This is a genomic window from Nocardioides sp. W7 (assembly GCF_022919075.1).
Taxonomy (GTDB): Bacteria; Actinomycetota; Actinomycetes; order Propionibacteriales; family Nocardioidaceae; genus Nocardioides.
Genome location: NZ_CP095078.1, coordinates 980,461 through 1,005,192, shown reverse-complemented (window position 1 = coordinate 1,005,192; position 24,732 = coordinate 980,461). Strand labels below are relative to the sequence as shown.

21 protein-coding genes are annotated in these 24,732 nt (G+C 74.3%); 9 read left to right on the top strand and 12 right to left on the bottom strand.

From position 1 onward, the window contains the following. Window positions 1–75 precede the first annotated feature (75 nt). Genes MUB56_RS04855 through MUB56_RS04845 form a run of 3 tightly spaced genes read left to right on the top strand, consistent with a single transcriptional unit; the run spans window position 76 to window position 3,274 of the window. Entirely contained in the window at window positions 76–2,172 is a 2,097-nt protein-coding gene (locus MUB56_RS04855; protein ID WP_244930777.1) for a C2 family cysteine protease, read from the top strand. Then, window positions 2,169–2,756 (top strand): hypothetical protein, encoded by a 588-nt coding sequence (locus tag MUB56_RS04850; protein ID WP_244930776.1) that lies wholly within the window; start codon window positions 2,169–2,171, stop codon window positions 2,754–2,756. Before MUB56_RS04855 ends, MUB56_RS04850 begins: the two co-directional genes overlap by 4 nt. Window positions 2,757–2,794: 38 nt before the next feature. Next, the gene (locus MUB56_RS04845) at window positions 2,795–3,274 is read left to right on the top strand and encodes a nucleoside deaminase (protein ID WP_244932355.1); all 480 of its coding nucleotides are present in this window, start codon (window positions 2,795–2,797) and stop codon (window positions 3,272–3,274) included. A gap of 105 nt (window positions 3,275–3,379) precedes the next feature. Here MUB56_RS04845 and MUB56_RS04840 read toward each other — a convergent pair whose 3' ends face one another. Then, the gene (locus tag MUB56_RS04840; protein WP_244930775.1) at window positions 3,380–4,573 is read right to left on the bottom strand and encodes an ATP-binding protein; all 1,194 of its coding nucleotides are present in this window, start codon (window positions 4,571–4,573) and stop codon (window positions 3,380–3,382) included. 21 nt (window positions 4,574–4,594) lie between these two features. Beyond that, complete coding sequence (locus tag MUB56_RS04835; protein ID WP_244930774.1) at window positions 4,595–4,882, bottom strand: hypothetical protein; 288 nt, start codon at window positions 4,880–4,882, stop codon at window positions 4,595–4,597. A 57-nt stretch (window positions 4,883–4,939) separates the two neighbouring features. On the opposite strand from MUB56_RS04835, the gene MUB56_RS04830 reads away from it, so the two are divergent. Both MUB56_RS04830 and MUB56_RS04825 read left to right on the top strand, forming a co-directional pair. Further along, complete coding sequence (locus MUB56_RS04830; protein ID WP_244930773.1) at window positions 4,940–5,806, top strand: DNA-formamidopyrimidine glycosylase family protein; 867 nt, start codon at window positions 4,940–4,942, stop codon at window positions 5,804–5,806. 74 nt (window positions 5,807–5,880) lie between these two features. Beyond that, window positions 5,881–6,210, top strand: coding sequence for a rhodanese-like domain-containing protein (locus MUB56_RS04825; RefSeq protein ID WP_244930772.1), 330 nt, complete (start codon window positions 5,881–5,883; stop codon window positions 6,208–6,210). A gap of 93 nt (window positions 6,211–6,303) precedes the next feature. On the opposite strand, the gene aat is transcribed toward MUB56_RS04825, so the two are convergent. Then, on the bottom strand, window positions 6,304–6,987 hold the full coding sequence (gene aat, locus MUB56_RS04820) for a leucyl/phenylalanyl-tRNA--protein transferase (RefSeq protein ID WP_244930771.1): 684 nt from the start codon (window positions 6,985–6,987) through the stop codon (window positions 6,304–6,306). A 44-nt stretch (window positions 6,988–7,031) separates the two neighbouring features. Between aat and MUB56_RS04815 the strand changes: the two genes are divergently transcribed. Continuing rightward, the gene (locus tag MUB56_RS04815; RefSeq protein ID WP_244930770.1) at window positions 7,032–7,724 is read left to right on the top strand and encodes an EcsC family protein; all 693 of its coding nucleotides are present in this window, start codon (window positions 7,032–7,034) and stop codon (window positions 7,722–7,724) included. On the opposite strand, the gene MUB56_RS04810 is transcribed toward MUB56_RS04815, so the two are convergent. The 6 genes from MUB56_RS04810 to MUB56_RS04785 form a co-directional block, all read right to left on the bottom strand. Next, window positions 7,685–8,899, bottom strand: a complete 1,215-nt coding sequence (locus tag MUB56_RS04810) for a hypothetical protein (protein ID WP_244930769.1) — start codon at window positions 8,897–8,899, stop codon at window positions 7,685–7,687. The two genes, MUB56_RS04815 and MUB56_RS04810, sit on opposite strands and share 40 nt — an antisense overlap. Next, window positions 8,896–10,005, bottom strand: a complete 1,110-nt coding sequence (locus tag MUB56_RS04805; RefSeq protein WP_244930768.1) for a hypothetical protein — start codon at window positions 10,003–10,005, stop codon at window positions 8,896–8,898. Before MUB56_RS04805 ends, MUB56_RS04810 begins: the two co-directional genes overlap by 4 nt. Window positions 10,006–10,012: 7 nt before the next feature. Next, complete coding sequence (locus MUB56_RS04800; RefSeq protein ID WP_244930767.1) at window positions 10,013–11,104, bottom strand: hypothetical protein; 1,092 nt, start codon at window positions 11,102–11,104, stop codon at window positions 10,013–10,015. Between the two features lie 47 nt (window positions 11,105–11,151). Next, entirely contained in the window at window positions 11,152–12,078 is a 927-nt protein-coding gene (locus tag MUB56_RS04795; RefSeq protein ID WP_244930766.1) for a hydroxymethylglutaryl-CoA lyase, read from the bottom strand. 130 nt (window positions 12,079–12,208) lie between these two features. Then, window positions 12,209–14,248 (bottom strand): biotin carboxylase N-terminal domain-containing protein, encoded by a 2,040-nt coding sequence (locus tag MUB56_RS04790; RefSeq protein ID WP_244930765.1) that lies wholly within the window; start codon window positions 14,246–14,248, stop codon window positions 12,209–12,211. Between the two features lie 64 nt (window positions 14,249–14,312). Next, window positions 14,313–15,824: a carboxyl transferase domain-containing protein gene (locus MUB56_RS04785; protein ID WP_244932354.1), complete on the bottom strand. Its 1,512-nt coding sequence runs from the start codon at window positions 15,822–15,824 to the stop codon at window positions 14,313–14,315. Window positions 15,825–15,917: 93 nt separating this feature from the next. Between MUB56_RS04785 and MUB56_RS04780 the strand changes: the two genes are divergently transcribed. Next, window positions 15,918–16,487 (top strand): TetR/AcrR family transcriptional regulator, encoded by a 570-nt coding sequence (locus tag MUB56_RS04780; RefSeq protein WP_244930764.1) that lies wholly within the window; start codon window positions 15,918–15,920, stop codon window positions 16,485–16,487. 10 nt (window positions 16,488–16,497) lie between these two features. Next, window positions 16,498–17,247: a hypothetical protein gene (locus MUB56_RS04775; protein WP_244930763.1), complete on the top strand. Its 750-nt coding sequence runs from the start codon at window positions 16,498–16,500 to the stop codon at window positions 17,245–17,247. Between the two features lies 1 nt (window position 17,248). On the opposite strand, the gene MUB56_RS04770 is transcribed toward MUB56_RS04775, so the two are convergent. Continuing rightward, the gene (locus MUB56_RS04770; RefSeq protein WP_244930762.1) at window positions 17,249–18,310 is read right to left on the bottom strand and encodes a class I SAM-dependent methyltransferase; all 1,062 of its coding nucleotides are present in this window, start codon (window positions 18,308–18,310) and stop codon (window positions 17,249–17,251) included. A gap of 141 nt (window positions 18,311–18,451) precedes the next feature. On the opposite strand from MUB56_RS04770, the gene MUB56_RS04765 reads away from it, so the two are divergent. Beyond that, window positions 18,452–21,340, top strand: a complete 2,889-nt coding sequence (locus MUB56_RS04765) for a BTAD domain-containing putative transcriptional regulator (RefSeq protein ID WP_244930761.1) — start codon at window positions 18,452–18,454, stop codon at window positions 21,338–21,340. Here the strand turns inward: MUB56_RS04765 and MUB56_RS04760 are convergent. After that, the gene (locus MUB56_RS04760; RefSeq protein WP_244930760.1) at window positions 21,337–22,008 is read right to left on the bottom strand and encodes an SWIM zinc finger family protein; all 672 of its coding nucleotides are present in this window, start codon (window positions 22,006–22,008) and stop codon (window positions 21,337–21,339) included. The genes MUB56_RS04765 and MUB56_RS04760 overlap by 4 nt on opposite strands. Beyond that, the gene (locus tag MUB56_RS04755; RefSeq protein WP_244930759.1) at window positions 22,008–24,728 is read right to left on the bottom strand and encodes a DEAD/DEAH box helicase; all 2,721 of its coding nucleotides are present in this window, start codon (window positions 24,726–24,728) and stop codon (window positions 22,008–22,010) included. The genes MUB56_RS04760 and MUB56_RS04755 overlap by 1 nt, the downstream gene beginning before the upstream one ends. Window positions 24,729–24,732: the final 4 nt, after the last annotated feature.

Here is a 24,732-nt window from a genome sequence, read left to right as displayed (position 1 = left end):
CGGGCACTTCGGCCGTTCACCCACGCCCGCTCGCCGTGACCCCTAGCCTCACCGCGGAGGATGAAGGAGACCCGCATGCGGACCGACGTGACCCGCCAACAGGGGCCGACGCAGGCCGTGCCCGTGTCGGCTGCTCCTTCTCCTGCTCCCGCTGTGCCCGCGGCCGCCCTGTCCGCCCCGGTACCGGCCCCCGTCCTCGCCGGATGCGCCGGATTCGCGTCCGCGGACCCCGAGGTCGCGCCGAACGGTGGCCTCGAGAACGTGCGGGTACGCGCCGGGGCCGGGACGACCACAGTCAACGACCGTCTGCGGGCCGTGGCCAGGGGCCCGGAGCCCCCGGAGGCCGGTGGCGACCGCCCGGTGGTCCGCCGGATCCTGCAGAGCCGCAAGCAGCTCGAGCTCGACGCCGGGGAGGCGAAGGGGAACTTCGGTCTGTTCCACCGGCAGGCCAACTTCGCCAAGATCCTCGCCGACCTGGACGCCTACCACGCACTGCTCGACATCCCCATCGTCCCCGGCAACTACGTAGCGCTCGCCGCCCGGGTCACGGACGCGCACGCGACCCTGCTGGCCAGCTGCGCGGCGTACGCCGGCAGCGCCGAGCCGGCCAAGGACGCCGCGACTCCGCGGCCGGACCGGGTCCGGCGCCTGGCGGAGAGGGCTCGGATCGAGGCGGACATCGTCCGCGAGATCGCTCCTCAGGCGGATTGGCAGGTCGGGCAGACCTGGCGCGGTCTGCTCCCGACGACGGGCGGCGCGGCGGGTGGACTGGAGGTGAGGGGCGCGGCCACCACCCGGGCACCCGATCCCGGACTGCCCGGGACGGTCTCGGCGGACTCGACGATGGTGGAGAACGTCGAGGAGGGGGTGGAGTCCGGGACCCGGACTCCCCTCGCGGCCGGCGCCGCGCTGATCCTGCACGAGCAGAAGGGCAGCTACACGCGGGTCGAGGCCTACACGTCGACGCCCGGGGTGATCAGCACCCTGGAGATCACCCACCGCGGATTCCTGCGTACGGCGCACGTGAAACGCGGCAGCACCAAGCACGTCATGAAGGACCGGTCCTTCCCGATCTTCACCCACGATCCGGTCATCGACGACATCAACCAGGGTGCGATCGGTGACTGCTACCTGCTCGCCGCGCTCGGCGCCCTGGTGGCCGCCGACCCCGTCGCCGTCTTCCGGATGATCCGCGACAACGGCGACCAGACGGTGACGGTCAAGCTCTACCCGCCGGGCGACCTCGAGGCGCCGACACTTCGCTACGTCACCGTCGCCAAGTCGGTCGTCTCCGACGCACAGAGCTCCTCCGGACCGCTCTGGGTCGCCCTGATCGAGAAGGCCTACGCGACCCTCGGCATGCCCGCGGGGAAGCACTCCTCGTCGTACGTCGGTCTCGGCAACGGTGGCTTCGCGGACGCGGCCTTCGCGACGCTCACCGGGAAGATGTCCCGCGAGCGCGTGGTGACGTTCAAGTCCCGCGCGCCGCACGGGCTCCCGACGTACTGGGTCAGGGCTGCCGACGTGGAGCCCTCGGCCACGCCCGCGTGCGCCGAGCTGTACGGCGGTGACGCCGAGCTGACCCGGCAGTTCTTCGCCCTCGTCGAGAGGCCGGACATGATCGCCCGCCTCACCGGCTTCACCACCTACGAGGAGTGGGCGTCCTGGTGTGAGGAGGTCGCGATGCCCGCGCCCGTGTCTGCTCCACTGCTGGCCAGGATCGGGACCGAGCTCCCCTCCGCCCGCGGGTCGAACAGATACACCCCCAGACAGCTCGAGCTCTACACGGACGTCACCGCCGCGCTGGCGGCCCGGAAGCTCGTCGCCGCGACCACCCACGCCCAGCCGCCCCTGGAGCGAGCGGGCGCGCACGGGGTGGCGCCCTCCGGGGAACCGGTCGCCGAGGGCATGGTCGGCAGTCACGTCTACACCGTGCTCGCGACGGAGGGGATCGCCGTGGCCGGCAAGCCGGAGCGGAAGTTCCTGAAGCTCCGCAACCCGTGGGGCGCCGAGTCAGCGGCCAGTGGCCGGGGCCGCGTCTACCGGGATCGGGCGGCCGACGCCCTGGACGTCGTCACCGACCTTGCCGAGCTGGAAGCTCTCGGCAAGCCCGAGTTCGACATGGAGCTCACCGACTTCACCCGCTGCTTCACTCGGGTGGACCACACATGACGACGCAGCTGCCCTGGCTGCAGCTGCCTGCGGCGTCCACGAGCGCCGACTGGCCGACCCGGGTCTGCGAGGTCCCGGACCTGCGCGCCCGCGTGGGGGTCCCGGACTCCTGGCGGGACCAGGGGACGTCGTCGCCGCCCGAGGGTGAGCGGAGCGCGGTCTTCCGAGGTGACTCACCGCTCGACTGGCTGGAGATCCGGCACCGGGTCGACGTGGGCAGCGAGGCACTGGCCCGGTGGACCGACGGTGTCCAAGGAGCCATCGGCTTCCCGGTGGTTCCTCCGGGACGGTTGGTCCTCGACCTGCCGGAGCTGCTGTCGTGGCCGATGCCGGGCGGCGTCACCGACGAGCACGACCGGGACCGCCTCGGTCTCGACGAACTGCTCGGCTACGAAGGGCTCGCAGCGTGGGACGGACGACGGCTACGGCTGTACGTCGTCCTCGCCCGGCGCGGCGACGACGCGTGGCGCCTGACCCTGGGCATCGAGAGCGCTCTGCTCCCCGGGATGCCGGACGACCTCGTCTGGAGCAACGACCATGTACGGGCGGCGGCCGTGTTCGGCGCGCTCTCCTTCGGACACTGAGGGTCAGTGCCACAGGAGAGCGCGAGAATGCAGTCGTGATGAACACCCCCAGCGAGGACGTCGATCTCCTCCGCCAGGCCATCGCGATCTCCGCCGACGCCGTGGCCCACGGCAACCACCCGTTCGGCGCGCTGCTCGCGGGCCCGGACGGCGAGGTGCTGCTCACCGCCGAGAACACCGTGAACACCGAGCACGACGTCACCGGCCACGCCGAGACCAACCTGGTCCGGCTCGCCTCCCGTTCGCTGGACCCGTCCGTCCTCGCCACGACCAGCCTCTACACCAGCTGCGAGCCGTGCGCGATGTGCGCGGGGGCGATCTACTGGGCCGGCATCGGCCGGGTGGTGTTCGCGATGTCGGAGGCCGACCTGCGCGACCTCACCGGCGCGCACCCCGAGAACCCGACCCTGGCCCTGCCGTGTCGTGAGGTGTTCGCCGCCGGCTCGCGCGACATCGAGGTCGTCGGGCCGTTGCTGAGCGAGGAGGCGGCTGTGGGTCATCGGGGGTTCTGGGGCTGAGGGGGCGCGGCCCGATCCCGAGGAGCGGTGAGTAGGCAACCGATCTGCTCCGGCAGACGGTGGCCAGCTCACCGCCGCGACCACCCGCTGGCGCCGGCCCGCGGACTACCCCTGCTCGCGCAGGTACCGCCCGAAGTGCGGGACGGTGAAGGCGATCCGGCCCCGCTCGCCGGAGTAGATCAGCCCCTTCTTCAACAGTGAGTCGCGGGCCGGCGAGAGCGACTGCGGCTTCTTGCCGAGCAGGGCCGCGACCTCCGCGGTGCCGACCGAGCCGACCGGGTCCGCGTCCTCGCCGGCGGCGTCGGCCATGGCGCGGAGGTACTCCCGCTCCCCCGGCGTGGCCCGCTCGTAGCGGGACCCGAAGAAGCCGACGGCCAGCTCCCGCTCCGCCTCCGGCCCCGCCACCGCCACGTCCGGGGCGGTGATCGGGCTGCGCGGGGCCACGTCCCACACCGACTTGCCGTAGGCCTGGATGAAGTACGGGTAGCCGCTGGTGGCGTCGTACAGCCTGGCCAGCGCGGCCTCGTCGTACGCCGCCCCCTCCTCGGCCGCGGGTGAGGAGAGCGCCCGGTCGGACTCCTCGCGGGAGAGCCGGTCGATGCGCTGGTAGGAGAAGAGCCGCTCGGAGTACGACTTGCTCGCCGAGAGCACCGCGGGCAGGTGCGGCAGGCCGGCGCCGACCACGATCACCGGCAGGCCGTTCTGGCTGAGCTCGTGGCAGGCCGCGCAGAGCGCCGAGACGTCGGCGGCGCCGAGGTCCTGCATCTCGTCGATGAACACCGCGACGCCCTTGCCGGTGTCGGCGGCGAGCCCGCCCACGTCGGTCAGCAGCTCGACCAGGTCGATCTCGACGTCGCCGGAGTCGGCGCGGCCGCGCACGGGCGGTACGTCGATGCCGGGACTCCACTGGTCGCGCAGCTTGGCGCCCGGACCGGCCTCGCGCTGCGCGAAGGAGCGGAGCACCCCCAGGACGTGGTCGGCCTCGTCCGACTGCGGATGGGCCAGCTCGCGGACCGCCTGGTGCAGGGCCGACGACAGCGGCCGCCGCAGCGACTGGTCGGGCCGGGCCTCGAGCTTGCCGGTGCCCCAGCCGCGTCGTACCGCCGCCGAGCGCAGCGCGTTGAGCAGCACGGTCTTGCCGACCCCGCGCAGCCCGGTGAGCACCAGGGACCGCTCGGGACGACCCCGGGAGACCCGCTCCAGGACCACGTCGAAGGCCCGGAGCTGGACGTCGCGGCCGGCCAGCTCGGGTGGGCGCTGCCCGGCCCCGGGGGCGTACGGGTTCCGGATCGGGTCCATGCCAGGACCGTATCCGGGTGTCTAAGAAATTTCGTAGACCGGCGCCGTGTCGTGAGCGACCGGGCCGGTGTCGCTCCGGTCGCCGAGCGCGGCGTCGTACGCCACGTCGAGGCCGGTGCGGAGCATGTCGATCAGGTCCGGCACCTCGTCGACCGCGAGCCGGAACGAGCCGGCGCAGACGTTCTCGCGCCACAACGACAGCACGACCAGGCCGGACTCGTGGTGCCAGGAGACCCGCAGGGCTCGGTCCGCACCGCGGGCGTCGAGGAAGATCGACCCCAGGTGCGGGAGCGGACGGGCTGCGGCCATGCCTCATGATGCTCCCGCTCGGCCCCGATTGTCAGCGGTTCTCCCTACAATCGGTGCGTGCCCGAGCTGCCCGAGGTGGAGGCGCTGGCCCTCGACCTGAGAGGCCGGCTGGCCGGTCGCGCCATCACGAAGGTCCACGTGGCGCAGTTCAGTGCGCTGAAGACCTTCGACCCGCCACTGTCGGCGATCGAGGGCACGCTGGTCGACGACGTGACCCGGCACGGCAAGTTCCTCGACATCGAGGCCTCCGGCGTCCACCTGGTGCTCCACCTCGCCCGCGCCGGCTGGGTGCGCTGGCGCGACGAGGTGCCGACGATCCCGCCGAAGCCGAGCACCAAGTCCACGCTCGCCGTCCGGATCGTCCTCGACGACCAGTCGGGCCTCGACGTGACCGAGGCCGGCACCCGCAAGAGCCTGGCGATGTACGTCGTCCGCGACCCCCACGACGTCCCCGGCATCGCCTCCCTCGGCCCCGACCCGCTGACCGACGACTTCACCGTCGACGTGCTCGCCGGGATCCTGCAGCGCGAGGGCCGCAAGCAGGTCAAGGGCGTGCTGCGCCACCAGGGCACCATCGCCGGCATCGGCAACGCCTACTCCGACGAGATCCTGCACGCCGCGCGGATGTCGCCGTACAAGCCCGCCTCGAGCATCGAGGGCGACGACCTCGAGATCCTGTACGCCGCCATCCGGGGCACGGTCGGCGACGCCGTCGAGCGCTCCCGCGGGCTGGCCGCCAGCGAGCTGAAGGGCGAGAAGAAGTCCCATCTCGCCGTGCACGGCCAGACCGGCAGGCCGTGCCCGGTCTGCGGCGACCTCGTCCGCGAGGTCTCGTTCGCCGACTCCTCCCTGCAGTACTGCCCCACCTGCCAGACCGGCGGAAAGCCGCTCGCCGACCGCCGGATGAGCAAGCTGCTGAAGTAGGCCGCCGGGTGGTCGACCGGTCCTTCGCGTCGGCCGCGGTCCTGACCGTCCGGGTCCGCCGGTACCGTGGCCGCATGATCCCCTCGGTGTCGATCGACGGCGTGCCCGACCCGCTCCCGGAGGGCCTCGCGGTCCTCGACGTCCGCGAGGACGTCGAGTGGGAGCACGGGCACATCGACGGCGCGGTGCACATCCCGCTGATGGACCTGCCGCACCGTCTCGACGAGGTGCCATCCGGCCAGGTGCTGGTCGTCTGCAAGGTGGGCGGCCGGTCCGGGCAGGCGGTCGGCTACCTCTCGCAGCAGGGCATCGACGTGGTCAACCTCGACGGCGGGATGGTCGACTGGGCGGCCGCCGGCCGGTCGATGGTCAGCGAGACCGGCCAACCGCCGACGGTCGTCTGAGGCCGGGCCCGGACCTCTCGGGCGAAGCCGGACCTTCTCGGCCGACATTTCGCCGCAGAACGTCCAAGTTCCCCGGTTAACCGGGGAACTTCCTCACTCACCCCCGAACACCCCCGGCAGCGGCAGCTCCAGCGCCCCGGGCAACGCCGCGAGGTACGACGACCGCGGCACCTCGACCACCCCCAGCGAGGCCAGGTGCGGGGTCTGCCACTGCACGTCGAGCAGCCGCCGGCCGGCGTGCTCGTCGCGGAGCAGCTCGACCAGCGCGATCAGGGCCACCTTCGAGGCGTCCCGCTCGTGGTGGAACATCGACTCCCCGGCGAACAGGCCGCCGATCGCGACGCCGTACAGGCCCCCGACCAGGCGGCCGTCTCGCCACGCCTCGACCGAGTGCGCCCAGCCCAGCTCGTGCAGCCGGTCGTAGGCCCGTCGGATGTCGCGATCGATCCAGCCCTGCGGCCGGCGCGGGTCCGCGCAGGAGGCGACCACCTCGTCGAAGGCGGTGTCGACCCGCACCTCGAACTCTCGAGCCGAGCGTCGCAGCGAGCGCGAGACCCGGAGCCCGTCGAGCGGCAGCACCCCGCGGTCGACGGGGCAGAACCAGTACGTCGGGTCCCCGGGACGCCCCCCGGGCATCGGGAACAGCCCGGCCCGGTAGGCCGCGAGCAGGGTGCCGGGCTCGAGGTCGGCACCGATCGCGACGAGGTCGTCGAGGTCGTCGTCGGCCAGCGTCGGATCGGGCAGGACCCACGGCGTCGGCGGCGGCTCGGTCGGCACGCGGACACGGTACGGCGTACCGGCCCCTCCGTAGGATCGTGGGCATGAGCACCATGGGCCGGATGACCGGCGGCGTCGCCCGCCAGATGGCCCCGCGCGCCGCCGCGATGGCGCCCGGGCTGACCTCGTCGTTCGTCCGCGAGGCGCTGCACCGCGCGATCGTCGGAGTCGGACCGCTCCCGCCGGCCGCGAAGGCCGCCGAGGCGCAGCTGCGCGAGCAGCGCGGCGACGTCGAGAAGGCCGTCCACGAGGTGATCGAGAACCACGTCCGCTACGCGGGCGCGCAGGGCTTCGTCACCAACATCGGCGGCATCGTCACCGCGGCCCTGACGATCCCCACCAACGTGACCGGCCTGGCGCTGATCCAGTGCCGGATGGTCGCCGGCATCGCCCACCTGCGCGGCTACGACCTCGACGACCCCCGGGTCCGCAACGCGATCCTGACCTGCATGCTCGGCCGCGACTCGGTCGACAAGCTGGTCAAGAAGCGCAAGCTCCCCGCCCCGCCGATGGCCCTGGCGACCGCTCCCCACCACGACCCCGACCTCGACCGGCAGATCAGCGCCGAGGTCGCCGGTGAGCTGATCTCGAAGGTCGCCGGCAAGCGGCTCGCGGTGACCGTAGGTCGGCGGGTGCCGATCGTCGGCGGGCTGGTCGGGCTGGGCGCCGACGGCTACGCGACCTGGCGGATCGGCCGCTACGCCGACTCCGAGCTCCTGCCCCGCGCGCGGCGGTAGGTCTCCAGCAGCCGGGTGCCGAGCCGCCCGTCCTGCAGCCGGCGGACGGTCTTCTCGCGCCAGCGGTACGTCGGGCGCAGGTAGGAGCGCTCCAGTGCGCGGTGGGCCTCGTCGAGCTCGGCGCGGAGCGTGTCCTCGGCCACCACCCGACGGGCGTTCTCGAGGAGCAAGGCCCTGATCGCGTCGACGGCGGCGTTGGCCACCTGCCGCTGCGACGGGGCGTCGGGGTCGGCGAACCGGGCGGGCGGCGGTGGGCCGGTGAGGTCGTCGAGGTCACCGACCACGTCGTACCCCCGCTCCCGGATCTCGGCCACCCAGGCGGTCTGCAGGTCGCGCGCCCACGGGTGCACGTCCGGGGGCAGCGCGAGCCGCGGAGAGCGGGTACGTCGGGACAGGGTCTGGTGGGCGAGCAGCTCGCGGACCAGCGGTCGGTAGGTGCTGGAGTCGAGCTCGCCGTTCACGGCGCGGTTGATGCGCCGGATCAGGGCCGTCTCCGGGACGCCGAGGGACGGGTTGACCCGCTCCACCTCGAGGTCGAGCTCGACGTCGTCGAGGCCGAAGACCCGGCTGAACCGCTGCCACAGCAGGTCGCGTGGGCCGCCCGGCGGCGGCACGGTGACCAGGTGGATCCGCTCCGGCGGCAGGTCGTGGCCCCAGCGGTCCAGGATGTCGGGGACCTCCTGGACCCCCCAGAACCAGGTCGGGATCCGGCCCTCGCGAGCGGGGTCGCGGATCTGCTCCAGGAAGGTGGCGTAGCTCAGCAGGCTGCGGTGCTTGAGGTTCTCCTGCCACTCCGCGGGGATCTGGCGCACCAGGTCGCGCACCGAGAGCACCAGGTGCACCTCGGTGCCGGAGCCGTGCCCGAGCGACGCGAGGGCGCGGTCGGCCTGGGAGCGCGAGGCGGTCGCGAGGATCTCGTGGCTGACGACCGCGGTGCCGTCGTGCTCCCGCACCGCCGCGGCGAGCCGGTCCCAGGCGCCGACCGCCTGGACCTCGAGGCCGCCCCAGGGCAGCCGCATCAGGTCGAGCGCAGCCAGGAAGTGCTCGTCGAACCGCTCGGCCGGGTACAGGATGCCGTGCTCGGCGAGGGTCGGCCGGTTGCGGAAGAGCACGTCCTGGAGGTACGACGTCCCCGTCTTCGGGGTGCCGACGTGCAGCAGCACGCGCTCGCTCATCCGGGCCTTCCGTTCTCGTTCTCCAACAGCAGGCGCAGCGCCAGCGCGAGGACGGCGTCGTCGCGTGGACCCTCGACCCCCGCGCGCGGTCGCGGCAGCAGGACGTCCGGGTCGCCGACGACAGCGTAGCCATCGACCTGCAGGTCCTCGCGCATCCGCCCGGCGTGCTCCTGCACCCACGGGGCCAGCCCGGCGGGGATCGTGAGCGCGGGTCCGGGGAGCGCCGCGAGCCGCGGGAGCAGCCCCTCGCGGAGCAGCTCGACGCGGCGCTCGGGCGCGACCAGCACGCCCAGCACCGCCCCGACCCGGCGGGCCAGGTCGGTCGCGTCCGCCGAGACCGGCGGCGGGACGGGCAGCGCGCCGCGTCGTACGCCGACCAGGCGCGGCAGCGCCGCCGGGTCGAGCACGACCCGGACCCGGTCCCGGCCGACCTCGTCGGCCCACCGGCGCGCGGTCCGGACCAGGTCGGCGCGACGCGGGGGACGGCGGCGTTCGGCGATCCCGGCGATCCACTCGGACCAGGAGGGCGCCCCGGTCGAGAAGGAGCGGGCGGTCCAGACGTCGACGATCAGGCTCGCGAGGTCGGTGCCCAGGACGAGGACCGGAGCGCCGCGGTCGCCCGACGGCCGGCCGCGGGCGGCCAGCTCGGTGCGGATGGGCTCGGTGAGCCACGGGTCGCCGACCAGGCGGTAGCGGGTCCGCCACGGCCGGCTCCGGGCCGGCGCCGGGCGGGCGGGCACCCCGGCGGCGACGGCGTCCTCGGCGAGCAGGCTGCTCGCGACCCGGACCAGCTCCTCGTCGGGCAGCTCGGTCGGGTCGACCGGCTGCGCGCCGTACCTGCGCGGCGCGGCCGCGCCGGCGAGCTCCAGGTCGGGACGGCCCCGTCCCGGCGCACTGGCCACGAGCACGCGGGCGGCGAGGCCGGCGGTGGGCCGGCCCGCCTCGTTGAGCCGGCGCAGCAGCTCGAGTTGCTGCGCACCGGGCAGGTACCGCCCGGCCGGCTCGGCCTCCTCGGTCCACGCGCCCCAAGCGGTGGTGCCGCCGGCGCGCAGGTGCGCGTGCCAGCCCCAGGCCCGCCGCGGGCCGGCGCTCGCGGGAGTGCTCACCGGGTGCTCACCGCTCGCGCAGTCGCCGGGCGACCTTGCCGACCCGCGCGGTCAGCTGCTCGTCGGGCGGGGTACGACGGGCCGCCTCCATCACGACCGCGACCAGCGCCTCCATCGTCACGTCGGTCACCTCGCGCTGGCGGGGCCGGTCGGGGTTCTTCCAGGGCGCGTCCGGGGCCGGTCGGACGGGACGCAGGTCGTCGAGGTCACCGACGACGTCGACCCCCGAGCCGACCAGCCAGTCGTGCCAGCGGTCGGCGATCTCGTCGGCCCAGTCGTAGGACGTCGGCGGGAGGGTGACCTTCTCCGCCGTACCGCGGGCGGCCAGGGTCTCGTGGACGATGAGCTGCCGGACGAGGGTCGCGTAGTCGGCCTGCTGGAGGCCCTCCGTGCGCAGCCGGGCGTTGAGCCGACGCAGCAGGACGGTCTCGGCGGCGCCGATCGACGGGTTGCGGCGGACGCTGTCGAGCGGGGCCCACGCCGGGTCGACGTCGACCGCGCGGCAGAACCGGCGCCACAGCTCGTCGTGCGGCGCGCCCGGGTGCGGCACGGTCACGACGTGCACGTGGTCCGGGGTCAGCTGGCTGCTCCACCGCTCCAGCACCCGCGTCAGGTCCTGGACCTGCCAGAAGGACTTCGCCGGCTCGGACCGGGGACGCCGCTCGATCCGGCGCACGAAGCGGCGGTACGACGACACGTGGCGGTGCTTGAGGCGCTCCTGCCACTCCGCCGGGACCTGCCGGGCGATGTCGCGCGCGGTGACGACGATGTGGATATCGGCCGGGGCCAGCGAGGTCACGGCCCGCTCGACCTGCTCCCGGTTCGCGCCGGCGAGGATCTCGTGGCTGATGATCACGCTGCCCTTCGCGCGCTGGGTGCGACGGACGAGTGCGTCCCACTCCCCCTCCACGTCGCGCTGGAGGCCGGCCCAGGGTCGCTCGACGAGGTCGAGCGCGGGACGGAACATGTCACCGTTCGAGCCGACGGGGTAGCGGACGTCGTGCCGGGCGAGGGTGGGCCGGTTGAGGGCCAACCGGTCCTGGATGTAGGTGGTGCCCGTCTTGGGCGCACCGAGGTGGAGATAGACGACGTCGGCCATGGGCAGATTGTGCCGCAGGGCCCGTCGGCACCCGTCGGCCCCGTTGATCAGGCCAGCGCGCGGACCACGGCGGACGGGCTGGGCCGGCCGAGCCGGTCGGCCAGCCAGGTGCTCGTGGCCGCCAGCGCCGCCAGGTCGACACCGTGCTCGATGCCGAGACCGGTGAGCAGCCACACCAGGTCCTCGGTCGCGAGGTTGCCGGTGGCGCTCTTCGCGTAGGGGCAGCCGCCCAGCCCGCCGGCGCTCGCGTCGAAGGTGGTGATGCCGGCCCGGAGCGCGGCGTACGCGTTGGTCAGGGCCTGGCCGTAGGTGTCGTGGAAGTGCAGCGCGAGCCGGTCGACGCCGACCCCGGCCGCGTCGAACGCCGCGACCAGGGCGGTGACCTGCCCGGCGGTGCCGACGCCGATCGTGTCGCCGAGGCTGAGCTGGCTCGCGCCCAGGTCCAGCAGCCGAGTGCCGACGGCGACGACCTGCTCGACCGGCACCGGCCCCTCCCAGGGGTCGCCGAAGCACATGCTGACGTAGGCCCGGACGTCGAGCCCGTGGTCGCGCGCGCGACGTACCGTCGGCTCGAACATCTCCAGCTGGCCGTCGAGGCTGCGGTTGAGGTTCTTCTGGGCGAAGGTCTCGGTGGCCGAGCCGAAGATCGCGACGTGCTCCAGCCCCAGGGCCAGCGCGCGGTCCAGCCCGCGCTCGTTGGGCACCAGCACCGGGTGCCGCCGGCCGGCCTCGCCCAGCAGGCCCATCAGCTCCTCGGCGTCGGCCAGCTGCGGCACCCAGCGCGGGTGGACGAAGCTGGTCGCCTCCACGACGGGCAGCCCGGCTCTGACGAGGCGCTGCACGAACTCGGCCTTCACCTCGGTCGGCACCAGGGCCTGCTCGTTCTGCAGCCCGTCGCGTGGGCCGACCTCGTAGATCGTCACCCGCTCGGGCAGCCCGGGCTCGGGGACGACCGTCGGCAGGCCGGGGGTCATCGGAGGGCTCCGGGGTGGGCGCGGCGGGCGCTCGGGCTGTAACGCGATGTTCGCCCCACTACCCGGCCGCTGCAGCATGCGGCCAGTGCGGCGAACATCGCGTTACAGCAACCACAGTTGCCCGTGGGACTCATGTGACCTCCTCCGGTTCCACGTGGAACAGGACCGCACCGAGGGCGACCCGCTGGCCGGCGGCGACGTCGACCGCGACGACCGTGCCGGCGAAGGGCGCGCGCAGGGTGAGCTCCATCTTCATCGCCTCCAGCATGCCCAGCGGGTCGCCTTCCGCGACAGTCGTGCCCGGCTCGACCCGGACCTCGAGGACCGTGCCGGGCATCGGGGCGGTGACCAGGCCGTCGCCGGCGAGCGGACCGTGGTCGGCCAGGGCGTCGGGACGGGCGAAGACGAACCGCTGACCCTGGTACGACGCCTCGGCGACGTCCCGCTGCACATTCACCACCATCCGCACCCGGCGGCCGTCGACGGCCAGCTCCAGGACGTGGTCGGCGGCGGCCAGCTGACGCACGGGTACGCCGTCGACGGTGCCCGCGTGCCGGTCCACGACGACCTCCCGTTCGAGCGCGACCAGCGTCGGCGCGGGCGGCGCACCCAGCCGGAACCCGTCGGCCTGGAACGGGTGACCGGTGTCGCCGACCACGGTGAGCAGCGCGCTCACCCAGGCCACGAAGAGACGCGGGAGGTCGGGGTCGGGCGGAGCCACCTCGTGCCGGTCCAGCCAGGCGGTGTCGATGGCCGCGTCACGGAACGCCTCGCCCGCGGCCAGCGCCCTCAGGAACCCGGTGTTGGTGGTCAGCCCGAGGATCACCGTCTCGTCGAGCGCGGCGACCAGGGCCCGCCGGGCCGACTCGCGGTCCGGGCCGTGCACGACCACCTTGCCCAGCATCGGGTCGTACGAGGTGCTCACGACCTGGTCCGGCTCCAGGGCGTGGTCGACGCGGGCGCTCGCGGGCCAGCGCACGATGGAGGTCGCCCCGGCCTGGGGCAGGAAGCCGCCGAAGGCGTCCTCGGCGTACACCCGGGCCTCGATGGCGTGCCCCTCGCAGCGGACGTCGTCCTGGGTCAGCCCCAGCGGCTCACCGGCGGCGACCCGCAGCTGCAGCTCGACCAGGTCCAGCCCGGTGACGAGCTCGGTGACCGGGTGCTCGACCTGGAGCCGGGTGTTCATCTCCAGGAAGTACGCCTCGCCCGTCTCGTCGTCGACCAGGAACTCCACGGTCCCCGCGCCGACGTACCCGACCTGGCGGGCGAGCGCCACGGCCGACGACGTCACCAGCTCGCGCACCTCGGGGGTGATGGTGGGTGCGGGCGCCTCCTCCAGCACCTTCTGGTGCCGGCGCTGGGTGGAGCAGTCGCGCTCGAACAGGTGCAGCACCGTGCCGTGGGTGTCGGCCAGCACCTGGACCTCGACGTGCCGGCCGCGCTCGACGTACTTCTCGACCAGCATGGTGTCGTCGCCGAATGCGCTGAGGGCCTCGCGCTTCGCGGCGGCCACCGCCTCCTCCATCTCCTCGGCGGAGCGGACGACGCGCATGCCCTTGCCGCCGCCGCCGGCGGCCGCCTTCACCAGGACCGGGAATCTCGATACGCCCGCTCGTTCCTCACGGGCTACTCGATCACCGAAACCTCCGACGCCCCCTCGTTCCTCACGGGCTACTCGATCACCGAAACCTCCGACGCCCCCTCGTTCCTCACGGGCTACTCGATCACCGAAACCTCCGACGCCCCCTCGTTCCTCACGGGCTACTCGATCACCGAAACCTCCGGAGTCGCTCGGCACCACCGGCACCCCGGCCGCGATGGCGACCTCGCGGGCCGCGTCCTTGCGTCCCATCGCGTCCATCACCTCGGCCGACGGGCCGACGAAGAGCAGGCCGGCGTCGAGCACCGCACGGGCGAAGGCGGCTCGCTCGGAGAGGAAGCCGTAGCCCGGGTGCACCGCGTCCGCACCCGTGGCGACGGCGGCGGCGACCACCGCGTCGACATCGAGGTACGACGCCACGAGCACCGCCTCGTCCGCGGCCCGGACGTGCGGGGCCGTGGCGTCGGGCTCGGTGAACACGGCGACGGTGCGGATGCCGAGGCGGGCCGCGGTGCGCATCACGCGGACGGCGATCTCGCCGCGGTTGGCGATGCAGAGGGACTCGATCATCAACTCTCCTCGGTGAACGTCGGCGGGTTTCGACGCGCTCGTTCCTCGTGCGTCACTGCGGCCCTCACATCCGAAAGACGCCGTAGGAGGGCTCCGGCACCGGCGCGTTCGCCGCGGCGGCGAGCCCCAGGCCGAGCACCCGGCGAGTGTCGGCGGGGTCGATGATGCCGTCGTCCCAGAGCCGGGCGGTGGCGAAGTACGGCGAACCCTGGGACTCGTACTGGTCGCGGATCGGGGCCTTGAACTCCTCGTCCTCAGGGCGACCGGCGACGGTCGCGAGCACCGACGCGGCCTGCTCCCCGCCCATCACCGAGATCCGCGCGTTGGGCCACATCCACAGGAACCGCGGGTCGTAGGCCCGCCCGCACATGCCGTAGTTGCCCGCCCCGAACGAGCCGCCGATCACGACGGTGAACTTCGGGACCACGCTGCACGCGACCGCCGTGACGAGCTTCGCGCCGTCGCGGGCGATGCCCTTGTTCTCGTACTCCCGGCCGACCATGAAGCCGGAGATGTTCTGCAGGAAGACCAGCGGGATGCCGCGCTGGTTGCACAGCTCGATGAAGTGCGCGCCCTTGAGCGCCGACTCGCTGAACAGGATCCCGTTGTTCGCCACGATCCCGACCGGGTGGCCCCAGATGTGCGCGAAGCCGGTCACCAGCGTCTCGCCGTACAGCCTCTTGAACTCCTGAAACCGCGAGCCGTCGACGACGCGGCGGATCACCTCGCGGACGTCGTACGGCGAGCGGACCTCCGCCGGGACGACGTCGTAGAGCGAGGCCGGGTCCTCCAGCGGCTCCTCGACCGGCCGGATCTCCCAGGGGGCCACGGGCGCCGGTCGAAGGGTGTCCACGATCCCCCGCACGATGGCCAGCGCGTGCGCGTCGTCGTCGGCGAGGTGGTCGACGACGCCGGAGGTGCGCGCGTGCACCTCGCCGCCACCGAGCTCCTCGGCGGTCACGACCTCCCCGGTCGCGGCCTTCACCAGCGGCGGGCCGCCGAGGAAGATCGTGCCCTGGTCGCGCACGATCACGGTCTCGTCGCTCATCGCCGGCACGTAGGCGCCGCCCGCGGTGCACGAGCCCATGACCGCCGCGATCTGCGGGATCCCGCGCGCGGAGAGATTGGCCTGGTTGAAGAAGATCCGACCGAAGTGCTCGCGGTCGGGGAACACCTCGTCCTGCATCGGCAGGAACGCCCCGCCGGAGTCGACGAGGTAGACGCACGGGAGGTGGTTCTCGGACGCGACGGCCTGCGCGCGCAGGTGCTTCTTGACCGTCAGCGGGTAGTAGGTGCCGCCCTTCACCGTGGCGTCGTTGGCGACGACCACCACCTCGCGACCGTGGACCCGGCCGATCCCGGTGACCACGCCGGCGGCGGCCACTCCCCCGCCGTACAGGTCGTACGCCGCCAGCGGGCTCAGCTCCAGGAACGGGCTGCCCGGGTCCAGCAGCCGGTCGACCCGCTCGCGCACCAGCAGCTTGCCGCGGTCGGTGTGCTTGCGGCGAGCGGCCTCGCTGCCGCCCTGCCGGGCCACCGCCAGTCGCTCGCGCAGCTCGACGACCAGGTCCCTCATGTCTGCCACGGGCCCAGGTTAGCGATCGTTAACCGCCGGCGCCAGGGCGGACGCCGTCGCGGGGGCAGGGCCGCACGCCGATAGCCTGAGCCCATGACCAGCGCCGCCGAGGCCCCCACGCGGCGCGACCAGATCCTCGCGACGGCTGCCGAGCTGTTCGCCGCCCGCGGGTTCCACGGGGTCTCCGTCGCCGACCTCGGCGCGGCCTGCGGCATCTCCGGTCCGGCGCTCTACAAGCACTTCCCGTCCAAGGACGCCGTGCTCGCGGCGATGCTGGTCTCGATCAGCGAGGAGCTGCTCGCGGTCGGGCGCGAGCGGGCCGGGCGCGCGACGAGCGCCACCGGCGCCGTCCGGGCCCTCGTCGACTGGCACGCCGACTTCGCGCTGCGGCACCGGGCGCTGATCGTCGTCCAGGACCGCGACTGGGAGTCACTGCCCGACGACGCGCGCGAACAGGTCCGCGCCCTGCAGCGCGCCTACGTCGACCTGTGGGCCGACCAGCTGCGCCGGGTGCACGCCGGACTCGCCCTCGACCCCGCCCGCGCGATGGCCCACGCCGCGTTCGGGCTGATCAACTCCACCCCGCACAGCGGACTGCTGCCCGACGAGCCGATGCACGAGCTCTTGGTGCGGATGGCCCTCGGAGCGCTGGGGGTCTCGTAGGGTCAGGGCCATGCGTGCCCGGCTCGTCGCTCTCGTCGTTGCCGCCGTGCTCGGCGCCGGCGGCGGTGTCACGACCGCCCTGCTCGACGACGAGGATGGGGGTGCCCGGGACCCGCGTCCGGCCCCCGTCGCCGATCCGCTCGGCATCAACCTCCCGCTGGTCAACCTCGAGTGCACCGGCGAGGCCGTCCTGGTCGTGGGCTTCGGCGACCGACCCGCGGCGCTGCGGACCGAGGTCGTCAACACCCCCGACGAGGACCTCCGCTACCTCGACACCCAGCGTTCCTGCGACGCCCGCTGGACCCCGGCTCGCTCCACGGCGGCCCCTCGGTGGGTCGTCTACACCGGCCCCGGCGACCGCACCGACCTCTGCCTGGCCCGGCTGACCGAGCGGGCCCACCAGCGCGACAACGTGACGTTCCTGCGCGCCGGCAGCGACCAGCGGGCCATGTGCCTGTGCGAGGTCGCGGCCGACGCGGCCCCGCCTCTCGAGATCGGGACACCCGCAGCGAGCGACCCGGGCAACCGGATCTGGATCGGCGAGCTGCAGGACATGCTGATCACCATCGACGCCGAGCTGCGCGCGGACGAGGCGGTCCGGCTCACGGAGGCGAACCGCACCGGCGTGTACGACCGCCCCACGGCGGACCGCGTCAACGTGGTGCGCGCCAACGCGAAGCTGCCGGAGAACGGCGTCCTCGACAAGCAGGTGTGGAGCCGGGTCACCAGCGCCGGGTGCCCGCTCTACGACTACTCCTGACTCACGACAGCCGGTAGAAGCGGAACATCTCGTGCTCGATCGGGAGCACCTCGACCGAGCCGAAGCCGGCCTGCTCGGCGTACCCCCGCAGCACGGCGGGTCGCATCACGGTGCCGGTGCCGACCGAGGGCTCGTGCGACAACCCGTCGGGCAGGCAGACCAGCAGCGAGATGCCGTACATCAGCTGCTCCACCGGGTCCCCGGGGCCGGTGAACTCCTCGGGCACCCGCTCGTCCATCACGATCAGCGAGCCGCCCTCCCTCAGCAGCCGGCGCGCGCCCGCGAGCACCGCCACCGGATCGGGCAGGTCGTGGACGCACTCGAAGGCGGTCGCCAGGTCGAAGGTGCCCGCACCGGGGGCCTCCGCGGCGTCGACCAGGTGGAAGCCGACCCGGTCGTCGAGGCCGTACGACGCCGCGTTCCTGCGGGCCGCGTCCACCGAGTCGGGGTCGACGTCGAAGCCGGTCACCCGGGCGGCGGGGTAGGACAGCGCGATCCCGATCGAGGACCAGCCGTCGCCGCAGCCGATGTCGGCCACCCGTCCTCCCTCGCTCAGGATCCGGTGCACGTCCGGCACCGCCGGCAGCCACTCGTGGCCGAGCAGGTTGAGGAACAGCGGCCGGTTGGCGTCGGCCTGGGCGGTACGCATCAGCGCGCCGTACTCGCTCCAGCCGACGCCGCCGCCCTCGCGGTACGCCGTGAGCAGTGCCGGCAGCTGGGCCGCGGCCGCGGCGACCATCCGGGCGAACGGCGTGAAGTAGGCGACCGAGTCGGGGTCGACGAGGACGGGCACGTGCTCGTCGGGGATCGCGTAGCGGCGGACGTCGGCGGGCAGCGCCGGGTCGTCGACTTCCAGCAGCCCGGCGACGGTCTGCTGCTCGAGCCACTCCCGGGCGTAGCGCTCCTGCATCCCGGCGCCGACCGCGGCCTCCGCCACGGTGCAGGGTCCGCGCTGGTGGAGCAGGCGGTACAGGCCGAGCTGGTCGCCGACGTGCAGCGACAGCACGTCCAGGGCGCCGAGCACGGAGCCGAACAGGCGCTCGGCGAGGTCGTCGGTCTTCATGGGTCCTCCAGCTGATCGGGTCGGTTCCTGCTCGCAGCGTGCGCGGCCGGACTGACAGGCGGCGGTCAGCCGGCTGACACCCGCCGCGAGCGGCCGGGGAATCCCGTGGCGCGGGGCGCCGGACGGGCCCATCCTGAGCGGATGACCCCCGTGTCGGTGCGCGTGCTCGGCGAGCCCGAGCTCGTGCTGGCGCGCGGGCCGACGCCCTTCCCCGCGGGACGGCCGGGGCGGCTGCTCGCCGCGCTGGTGCTCGCCCGGGGCCGGGTGCTGGGCGCCGAGCGGCTGGTCGACGACGTCTGGGGCACCGACCCGCCGGGCGACGCCCGGGCGGCCCTGCACACGACGGTCGCGCGGGTACGCCGGGCGCTGGCCGAGCGGGCCGCCCTGGTGGAGCGGACCGGGTCGGGCTACCGGATCGACGCCGCCGGCCTGCGGCTGGACTCCGACGACTTCCTGACCCAGGTCGCCCCGGTCGCCGGGGAGGGCGCCGCCGCCCGCGTGGAGAGGTACGACGCCGCGCTGGCCCGGTGGCGGGGACCCGCGTGGGGCGCGCTGGCCACCGACCTGGCCGCCGGCGAGTCGCTGCGGCTGACCGAGGCGCGACTGGCGGCCCTGGAGGAGCGGGCCGCCGCGCTGCTGGAGGCGGACCGCGCCGACCGGGCCTTGGGCGAGCTGCGCCTGCTGGTCGCCGACGAGCCGCTCCGCGAGCGCGGCGTCGGCCTGCTGATGACCGCGCTGCACCACACCGGCGACGTGGCCGGTGCGCTCGCCGCGTTCGCCTCGCACCGCCGGCTGCTCGCCGACGAGCTCGGGCTGGACCCCTCCCCCGAGCTGGTCGCGCTGCAGCAGGAGCTGCTGCAGCGCCGGCCCGCGCCGGCGCGCCGGCTGAGCGTCGTACGCCCCCGGACGACGGGGACGCACACCCCGCCCGAGCGGCCGGCCGGGCCGCGACTGCACGGCCGCGACGCCCAGATCGCCTCCCTGGACCGGCTGCTCGGCCTGCACCGCTGCGTCACCGTGGTCGGTCCGGGCGGGGTCGGCAAGACGACGCTCGCCGCCCACGTCGTCCGCGAGCGTCGGCACTGGTGGGTCGACCTGGCGACCGTCACCGACCCGACGGACGTGCTGCCCGCGGTCGCCGGGGCCCTCGGCGTCGAGGCCTTCCCGGGCGCGACCCTGGCGGAGGCGGTCCGGCACCGGGTGGCGTCGGCCGACCGGATCCTGGTGCTCGACAACTGCGAGCACCTGCTGGGCGTGCTCACCGAGCTCGCCGAGGACCTGCTGGCCGCCGGCCCCCGCGTCCGCGTGCTCGCCACCTCCCGGGAGCGGCTGGCGGCCACCGGGGAGCAGGTCCTCCCGCTGCCCCCGCTGCAGCTGCCGGTCACCGGGACGGGTCAGGCCGAGTCGCCGGCGGTCGCGCTCTTCGTCGAGCGGGCTCGGGCGGTCGCACCCGACCTGGTCGTCGACGACACCACGCTGCGGACCATCGCGGACCTGGTCCGCCACCTCGACGGCCTCCCGCTCGCCATCGAGCTCGCCGCGGGCCGGGTCGGCGCGTTCACCCTCGACGACCTGCACGCCCGGCTGATCGACCGGCTCGACCTGCTCCGCTCCACCGGGCGGCGCGGGCCCAGTCGCCAGCACACCCTGAGCGCGACGATCGCCTGGTCGGTCGACCTGCTCGCCGCCGAGGAGCGCTCGGCCTTCCTGCGGCTCTCGGTCTTCGTCGGGCGCTTCGACCTCGACGCCGCCGAGGCGGTGCTCGGTCCGGACGCCGACGACCTCGTCGGCGTGCTCACCGAGCGGTCCCTGCTGGTCCGGCCCGGACCCGTGGGCCACGGCGAGTACCGCATGCTCGAGACGCTTCGGGCCTACGCCCACAGCCGGCTCGACGACGCCGAACGGGCGACCGGGCGCCGGGCGCACGCCGGCTGGGCCGCGGACCTGGTCGAGGAGGCCGCCGTCGGCCTGCTCGGCCCGGACGAGGCAGCGTGCGGGGCACGCCTGGACGCCGCCCACGCGGATGTCGCCGCGGCGGTCCGCTGGGCGGTCGCCGGCGGCGAGGCCGCGCTCGCCGCGCGGCTGGTCGGCGGCCTCGACCGCTGGGCGTACTACCGGCTGCGACCCGACGCGCTGCGCTGGTCGCTCGACGTGCTCGCGCTCGGCGGCGCCGCCGAGACGGCCGCGCTGCACGTCTGCGCGGCGTCGTACCACTGGATGACGGGCGCGCACGACGACGCCCGTGCCCACGGCGAGCGGGCCGTGGCGCTCGCGGAGCCCGGCTCGGTGACCGCGGCCCGGGCGCTCGACGCACTGTCCGACATCGCGCTCGCCGTGGGCGACCTCGACGAGTCGATGCGCTGCAGCCAGGAGGGGTACGACGCCGCCAACGCCGCCGGAGCCTGGTCGCACGCGGCCGCCGCCGCGGTCGGCATGGTGCTCGCCGAGACGTACGCCGGCCGGGACGCCACCCACCTGCTCGCCGTCGCGCACCGTGCCGCGACCCGGTCCGGCAACCCGACCTGGTCGGCGTTCGTGCGGTACGCCGAGGCCGAGGTGCTGGCCGACTCCGACCCGCAGCGCGCCCTCGCCGCCACGGCCGCCGCGATCCGGATCGCCACGCCGGTCGACAACCGGCTGGTGCTCGGCATCGCCACCACCGTCGACACCGCCATCCGCTGCCGGGTCGGGCCGCTGACGACCGACACCGTCGACCACACCTGCCGGGCGGTCCGGCACTGGATCGCGTCCGGCAACGCGGTGCTCTTCCTCACCTGCCTGCGCAACGTCGTACCCCTGCTGGAGCGGCTCGGGGCGGCCCGGGAGCTGGTGGAGCTGGTCGCCGCGACCTCCGGGACCGACGCGGCGTACGGCGCCGAGGCGGTGCGGCTCGACGCCGGTCTGCGGCACGCCCGGGCCGCGCTCGGCGAGCAGTCGTACGCCGAGGCCTGGGCGGCCGGTGCCGGCCGGACCCCCGCCGAGGCCGGACGGCAGCTGCTCGACGTGCTCCCCGCGCTCGTGAAGCGTTAGAGCAGGTGGTCGACCCGGCTGTCGGGGTCGTCGAGCAGCTCCAGGAGCCGGGCGGCGCGGAGCGCGGCGTCGAGCGCCGACTCCAGGTCACCGTCGGCGTGCTCGGGCGGCACCTGCTCGCGCTCGTGCAGGCGGGCGAGCAGCTCCTCGCGGGCGAGGCCGCGCAGGTGGAGGAGCACGAACGGGTCCACCTCGACCAGCCAGGCGAGCTGGTAGAGCACCGCGAGCGCGTGCCGGCACGGGTCGGCCCAGGCGTCGCAGGTGCAGGCCGAGCCCAGCTCCCCGCCGTACGGCAGCAGCTCGACGCCGGCCTCGTCGGCGTGCTCGACGAGCAGGTGCGGCAGCTCGCCGGACATCAGCGCGGCGATCCGGCCGGCCTCGGCCGCGACCACCTCGACCAGCGTGGCCCGGCCGTCGGCGTCGAGCACCGGCAGCACCCCGGCGACCGTGACCATCCCGCCCTCGTCCTCCACGGCCGCGTAGTAGCCGCCCTCCTCGACGGCGATCTGGCCGACCCGGCCGCTGCGGGCCAGCTTTCGCGCGCCGGCCAGGTCCTCGTGCGCGAACGCCGACTCCTCGACCGCGCGCACCCAAGCCTTGCCCCACCAGGTCGTCGCCCGGGCCGTGGAGCGCCGGGGCGCGATGCGCGGGTGCAGGTGGCGGGTCATCAGCTCGGTCGCAGGGTGACCAGGTCGCGCAGCTCGTCGTTGCTGAGCTCGGTCAGAGCGGCCTCGCCGCGGCCGAGCACGGCGTCGGCCAGGGCGCGCTTGCGCTTGAGCAGCTCGGCGACCTTCTCCTCGATGGTGCCGCGGGTGATCATCCGGTGCACCTGGACCGGCTTGGTCTGGCCGATCCGGTAGGCCCGGTCGGTGGCCTGGTCCTCGACCGCGGGGTTCCACCAGCGGTCGATGTGGACGACGTGGTCGGCGCGGGTGAGGTTGAGGCCGGTGCCGCCGGCCTTGAGCGAGAGCAGGAAGACCGGGGTGTCGCCGGCCTGGAAGCTGCGGACCATCGCCTCGCGCTGTCGCACCGGCGTGCCGCCGTGCAGCAGCTGGTGGGCGACCCCGGTGCGGTCGAGGTGGCTCTCCAGGAGGCGGGCCATGGCGACGTACTGGGTGAAGACCAGCACCGCGCCGTCCTCGGAGAGGGCGGTCGCGAGCAGCTCGTCGAGCAGGTCGAGCTTCTCGCTGCGTCCGGCCAGCCGCGCGGCACCCGACTGCTTGAGGAAGTGGGCCGGGTGGTTGCAGATCTGCTTGAGGCCGGTGAGCAGCATCAGCACCAGCCCGCGCCGGGCGTCCTCGTCGGCGCGCTCGATCCGCTCCATGGTGTCGCGCACGAACGCCTCGTAGAGCACCGTCTGCTCCCGGGTCAGGCGCAGCGGGTGGTCGGTCTCGGTCTTGGGCGGCAGCTCCGGCGCGATGCCGGGGTCGGACTTGCGGCGGCGCAGCAGGAACGGCTCGACCAGCTCGGCGAACTGCTTGGCCTTGGTCGGCTCCTGCCCGGACTCGATGGGCGCGGCCCAGACCTTGCGGAAGGCGTTGCGGCTGCCGAGCAGTCCCGGCGTCGCCCAGTCGAGGATCGACCACAGCTCGGTGAGGTCGTTCTCGACCGGGGTGCCGGTCAGCGCCACCCGGCCCGCGCTCGGGATGGACCGCAGCGCCCGCGCCGTCGAGGAGCGGGAGTTCTTGATGTGCTGCGCCTCGTCGGCGACCACCAGGTCCCACGGCACCGCGGCGAGCTCCTCGGCCGAGACCCGCATCGTGCCGTACGTCGTCAGCACGAACCCGCCGCCGGCCGATCCGAGCAGGTCGGGCTCGTCGTAGCCCTCGAGCGAGCGCTGGCCGCCGTGGAAGCGGCGGACCTGGGTGCCGGGGGCGAACCGCTCGATCTCGGCCTCCCAGTTGCCCAGCAGGCTGGCCGGGCAGACCACGAGCGTCGGACCGGTGGCGCCCGTCGAGACCCGATGGAGGTGGAGCGCGATCAGCGTGACCGTCTTGCCGAGGCCCATGTCGTCGGCCAGGCAGGCACCCAGGCCGAGGTCGGTCATCTCGGCGAGCCAGGTCAGCCCCTGGCGCTGGTAGTCGCGCAGCGTGGCCTGCAGGGCGGCCGGCACCGGCACCGGGTCGCGGGTCGCCGCGACGGTGAGCCGCTCGCGCACCTTCAGCAGGGACGCCCCGACGATGACCTGCGTCTCCTGCGCCTCGCCGCCGGGGGTGGCGACCAGGGCGGTGCCGGTGAGAGTGGCCGCGACCGCCTCGCCGGCGCTGACCCGGCGCAGCAGCCGCTTGCGGGCGCGGCGGGCGACCGAAGGGTCGATGACCGTCCAGCTGCCGCGCAGCTTGAGCAGGGGCGAGGCGGACTCGGCGAGCTGCTCCATCTCCTCGTCGGTGAGCGGGTCGCCGTGCAGGGCGACCTGCCAGTTGAAGGCGAACATCTCGCCGGCACCGAACAGGCCGGTCTGCAGCTGCTCCTCGCGCGGCCCGGTGGACGAGGGAGCCCGGTCGAGCACGGCGCGGGTGGTGAGGTCACGGCCCAGCGAGCGCGGCCAGAGCACGTCGACACCTCGGTCACGCAGCGCGGCCACGCCGTCCTCGAGCAGGCTGGCGATCTCGGCGCCGTCGAGGGTGAGCTGGTCGGGCACCCGCAGCTCCAGGAGCCGGTCGAGCACCGGCCAGGCCTCGGCCGCGGCCCGCAGCGCGATGGTGGCGTGGGTGCGGGCCCGGTCGCCGAACCCGTGGCTCGCGTCGGCGCCGCCCTCGGCCCACAGCACCGCGGCATCGCTGACGTGCAGGGGGTTCTGCTCGTCGTGGACCTGCAGGACCACGCGCACGGCGCCGTCGACCAGCTCCTCCTCGTCGGCCTCGACCCGCAGCGAGATCGACACCAGCTGCGGGCGCTGGTCGGGCGGCTCCTCGCGGTGCTGCTCGATGCGTCGCTTCAGCCGGGACCGGAAGTCGGGCGCGGGGTCGGGCCGCGCCGGCCCCGGCGCCGTGCGCGGGACGGCGTCGACGACGGCGGCGAGCACCGAGCGGACCAGCTCGGTCGCGGCCGCCGGCTCCAGGCCGATGGCGCCGCGACTGCCGGCCAGGAGGCTGATCCGCTCGCGGTCGTCGGCGTCCAGGGGGGTCACCTGCCAGCTCGGGACCGGCCCGCTCGCCGGCTCCAGCTTGCCCGCCGCGACCAGCCGCAGCCCCAGCAGCGCCGCCCCGGCGAGAAGCGAGACGCTTGGATGGAGGTCGTCGCGGGCCTGCGCCTTGGTGAGGATCGGGATCGCCGAGCGGATCGGCAGCACGACGGTGCGCCGCTCGTCGCTGAACTCGACCGTCCCCTCGCGCGGCGGCTGCGCCGCACGGAACGTCGCCGGGCCGGAGACGGGGACGAAACTCACGGAA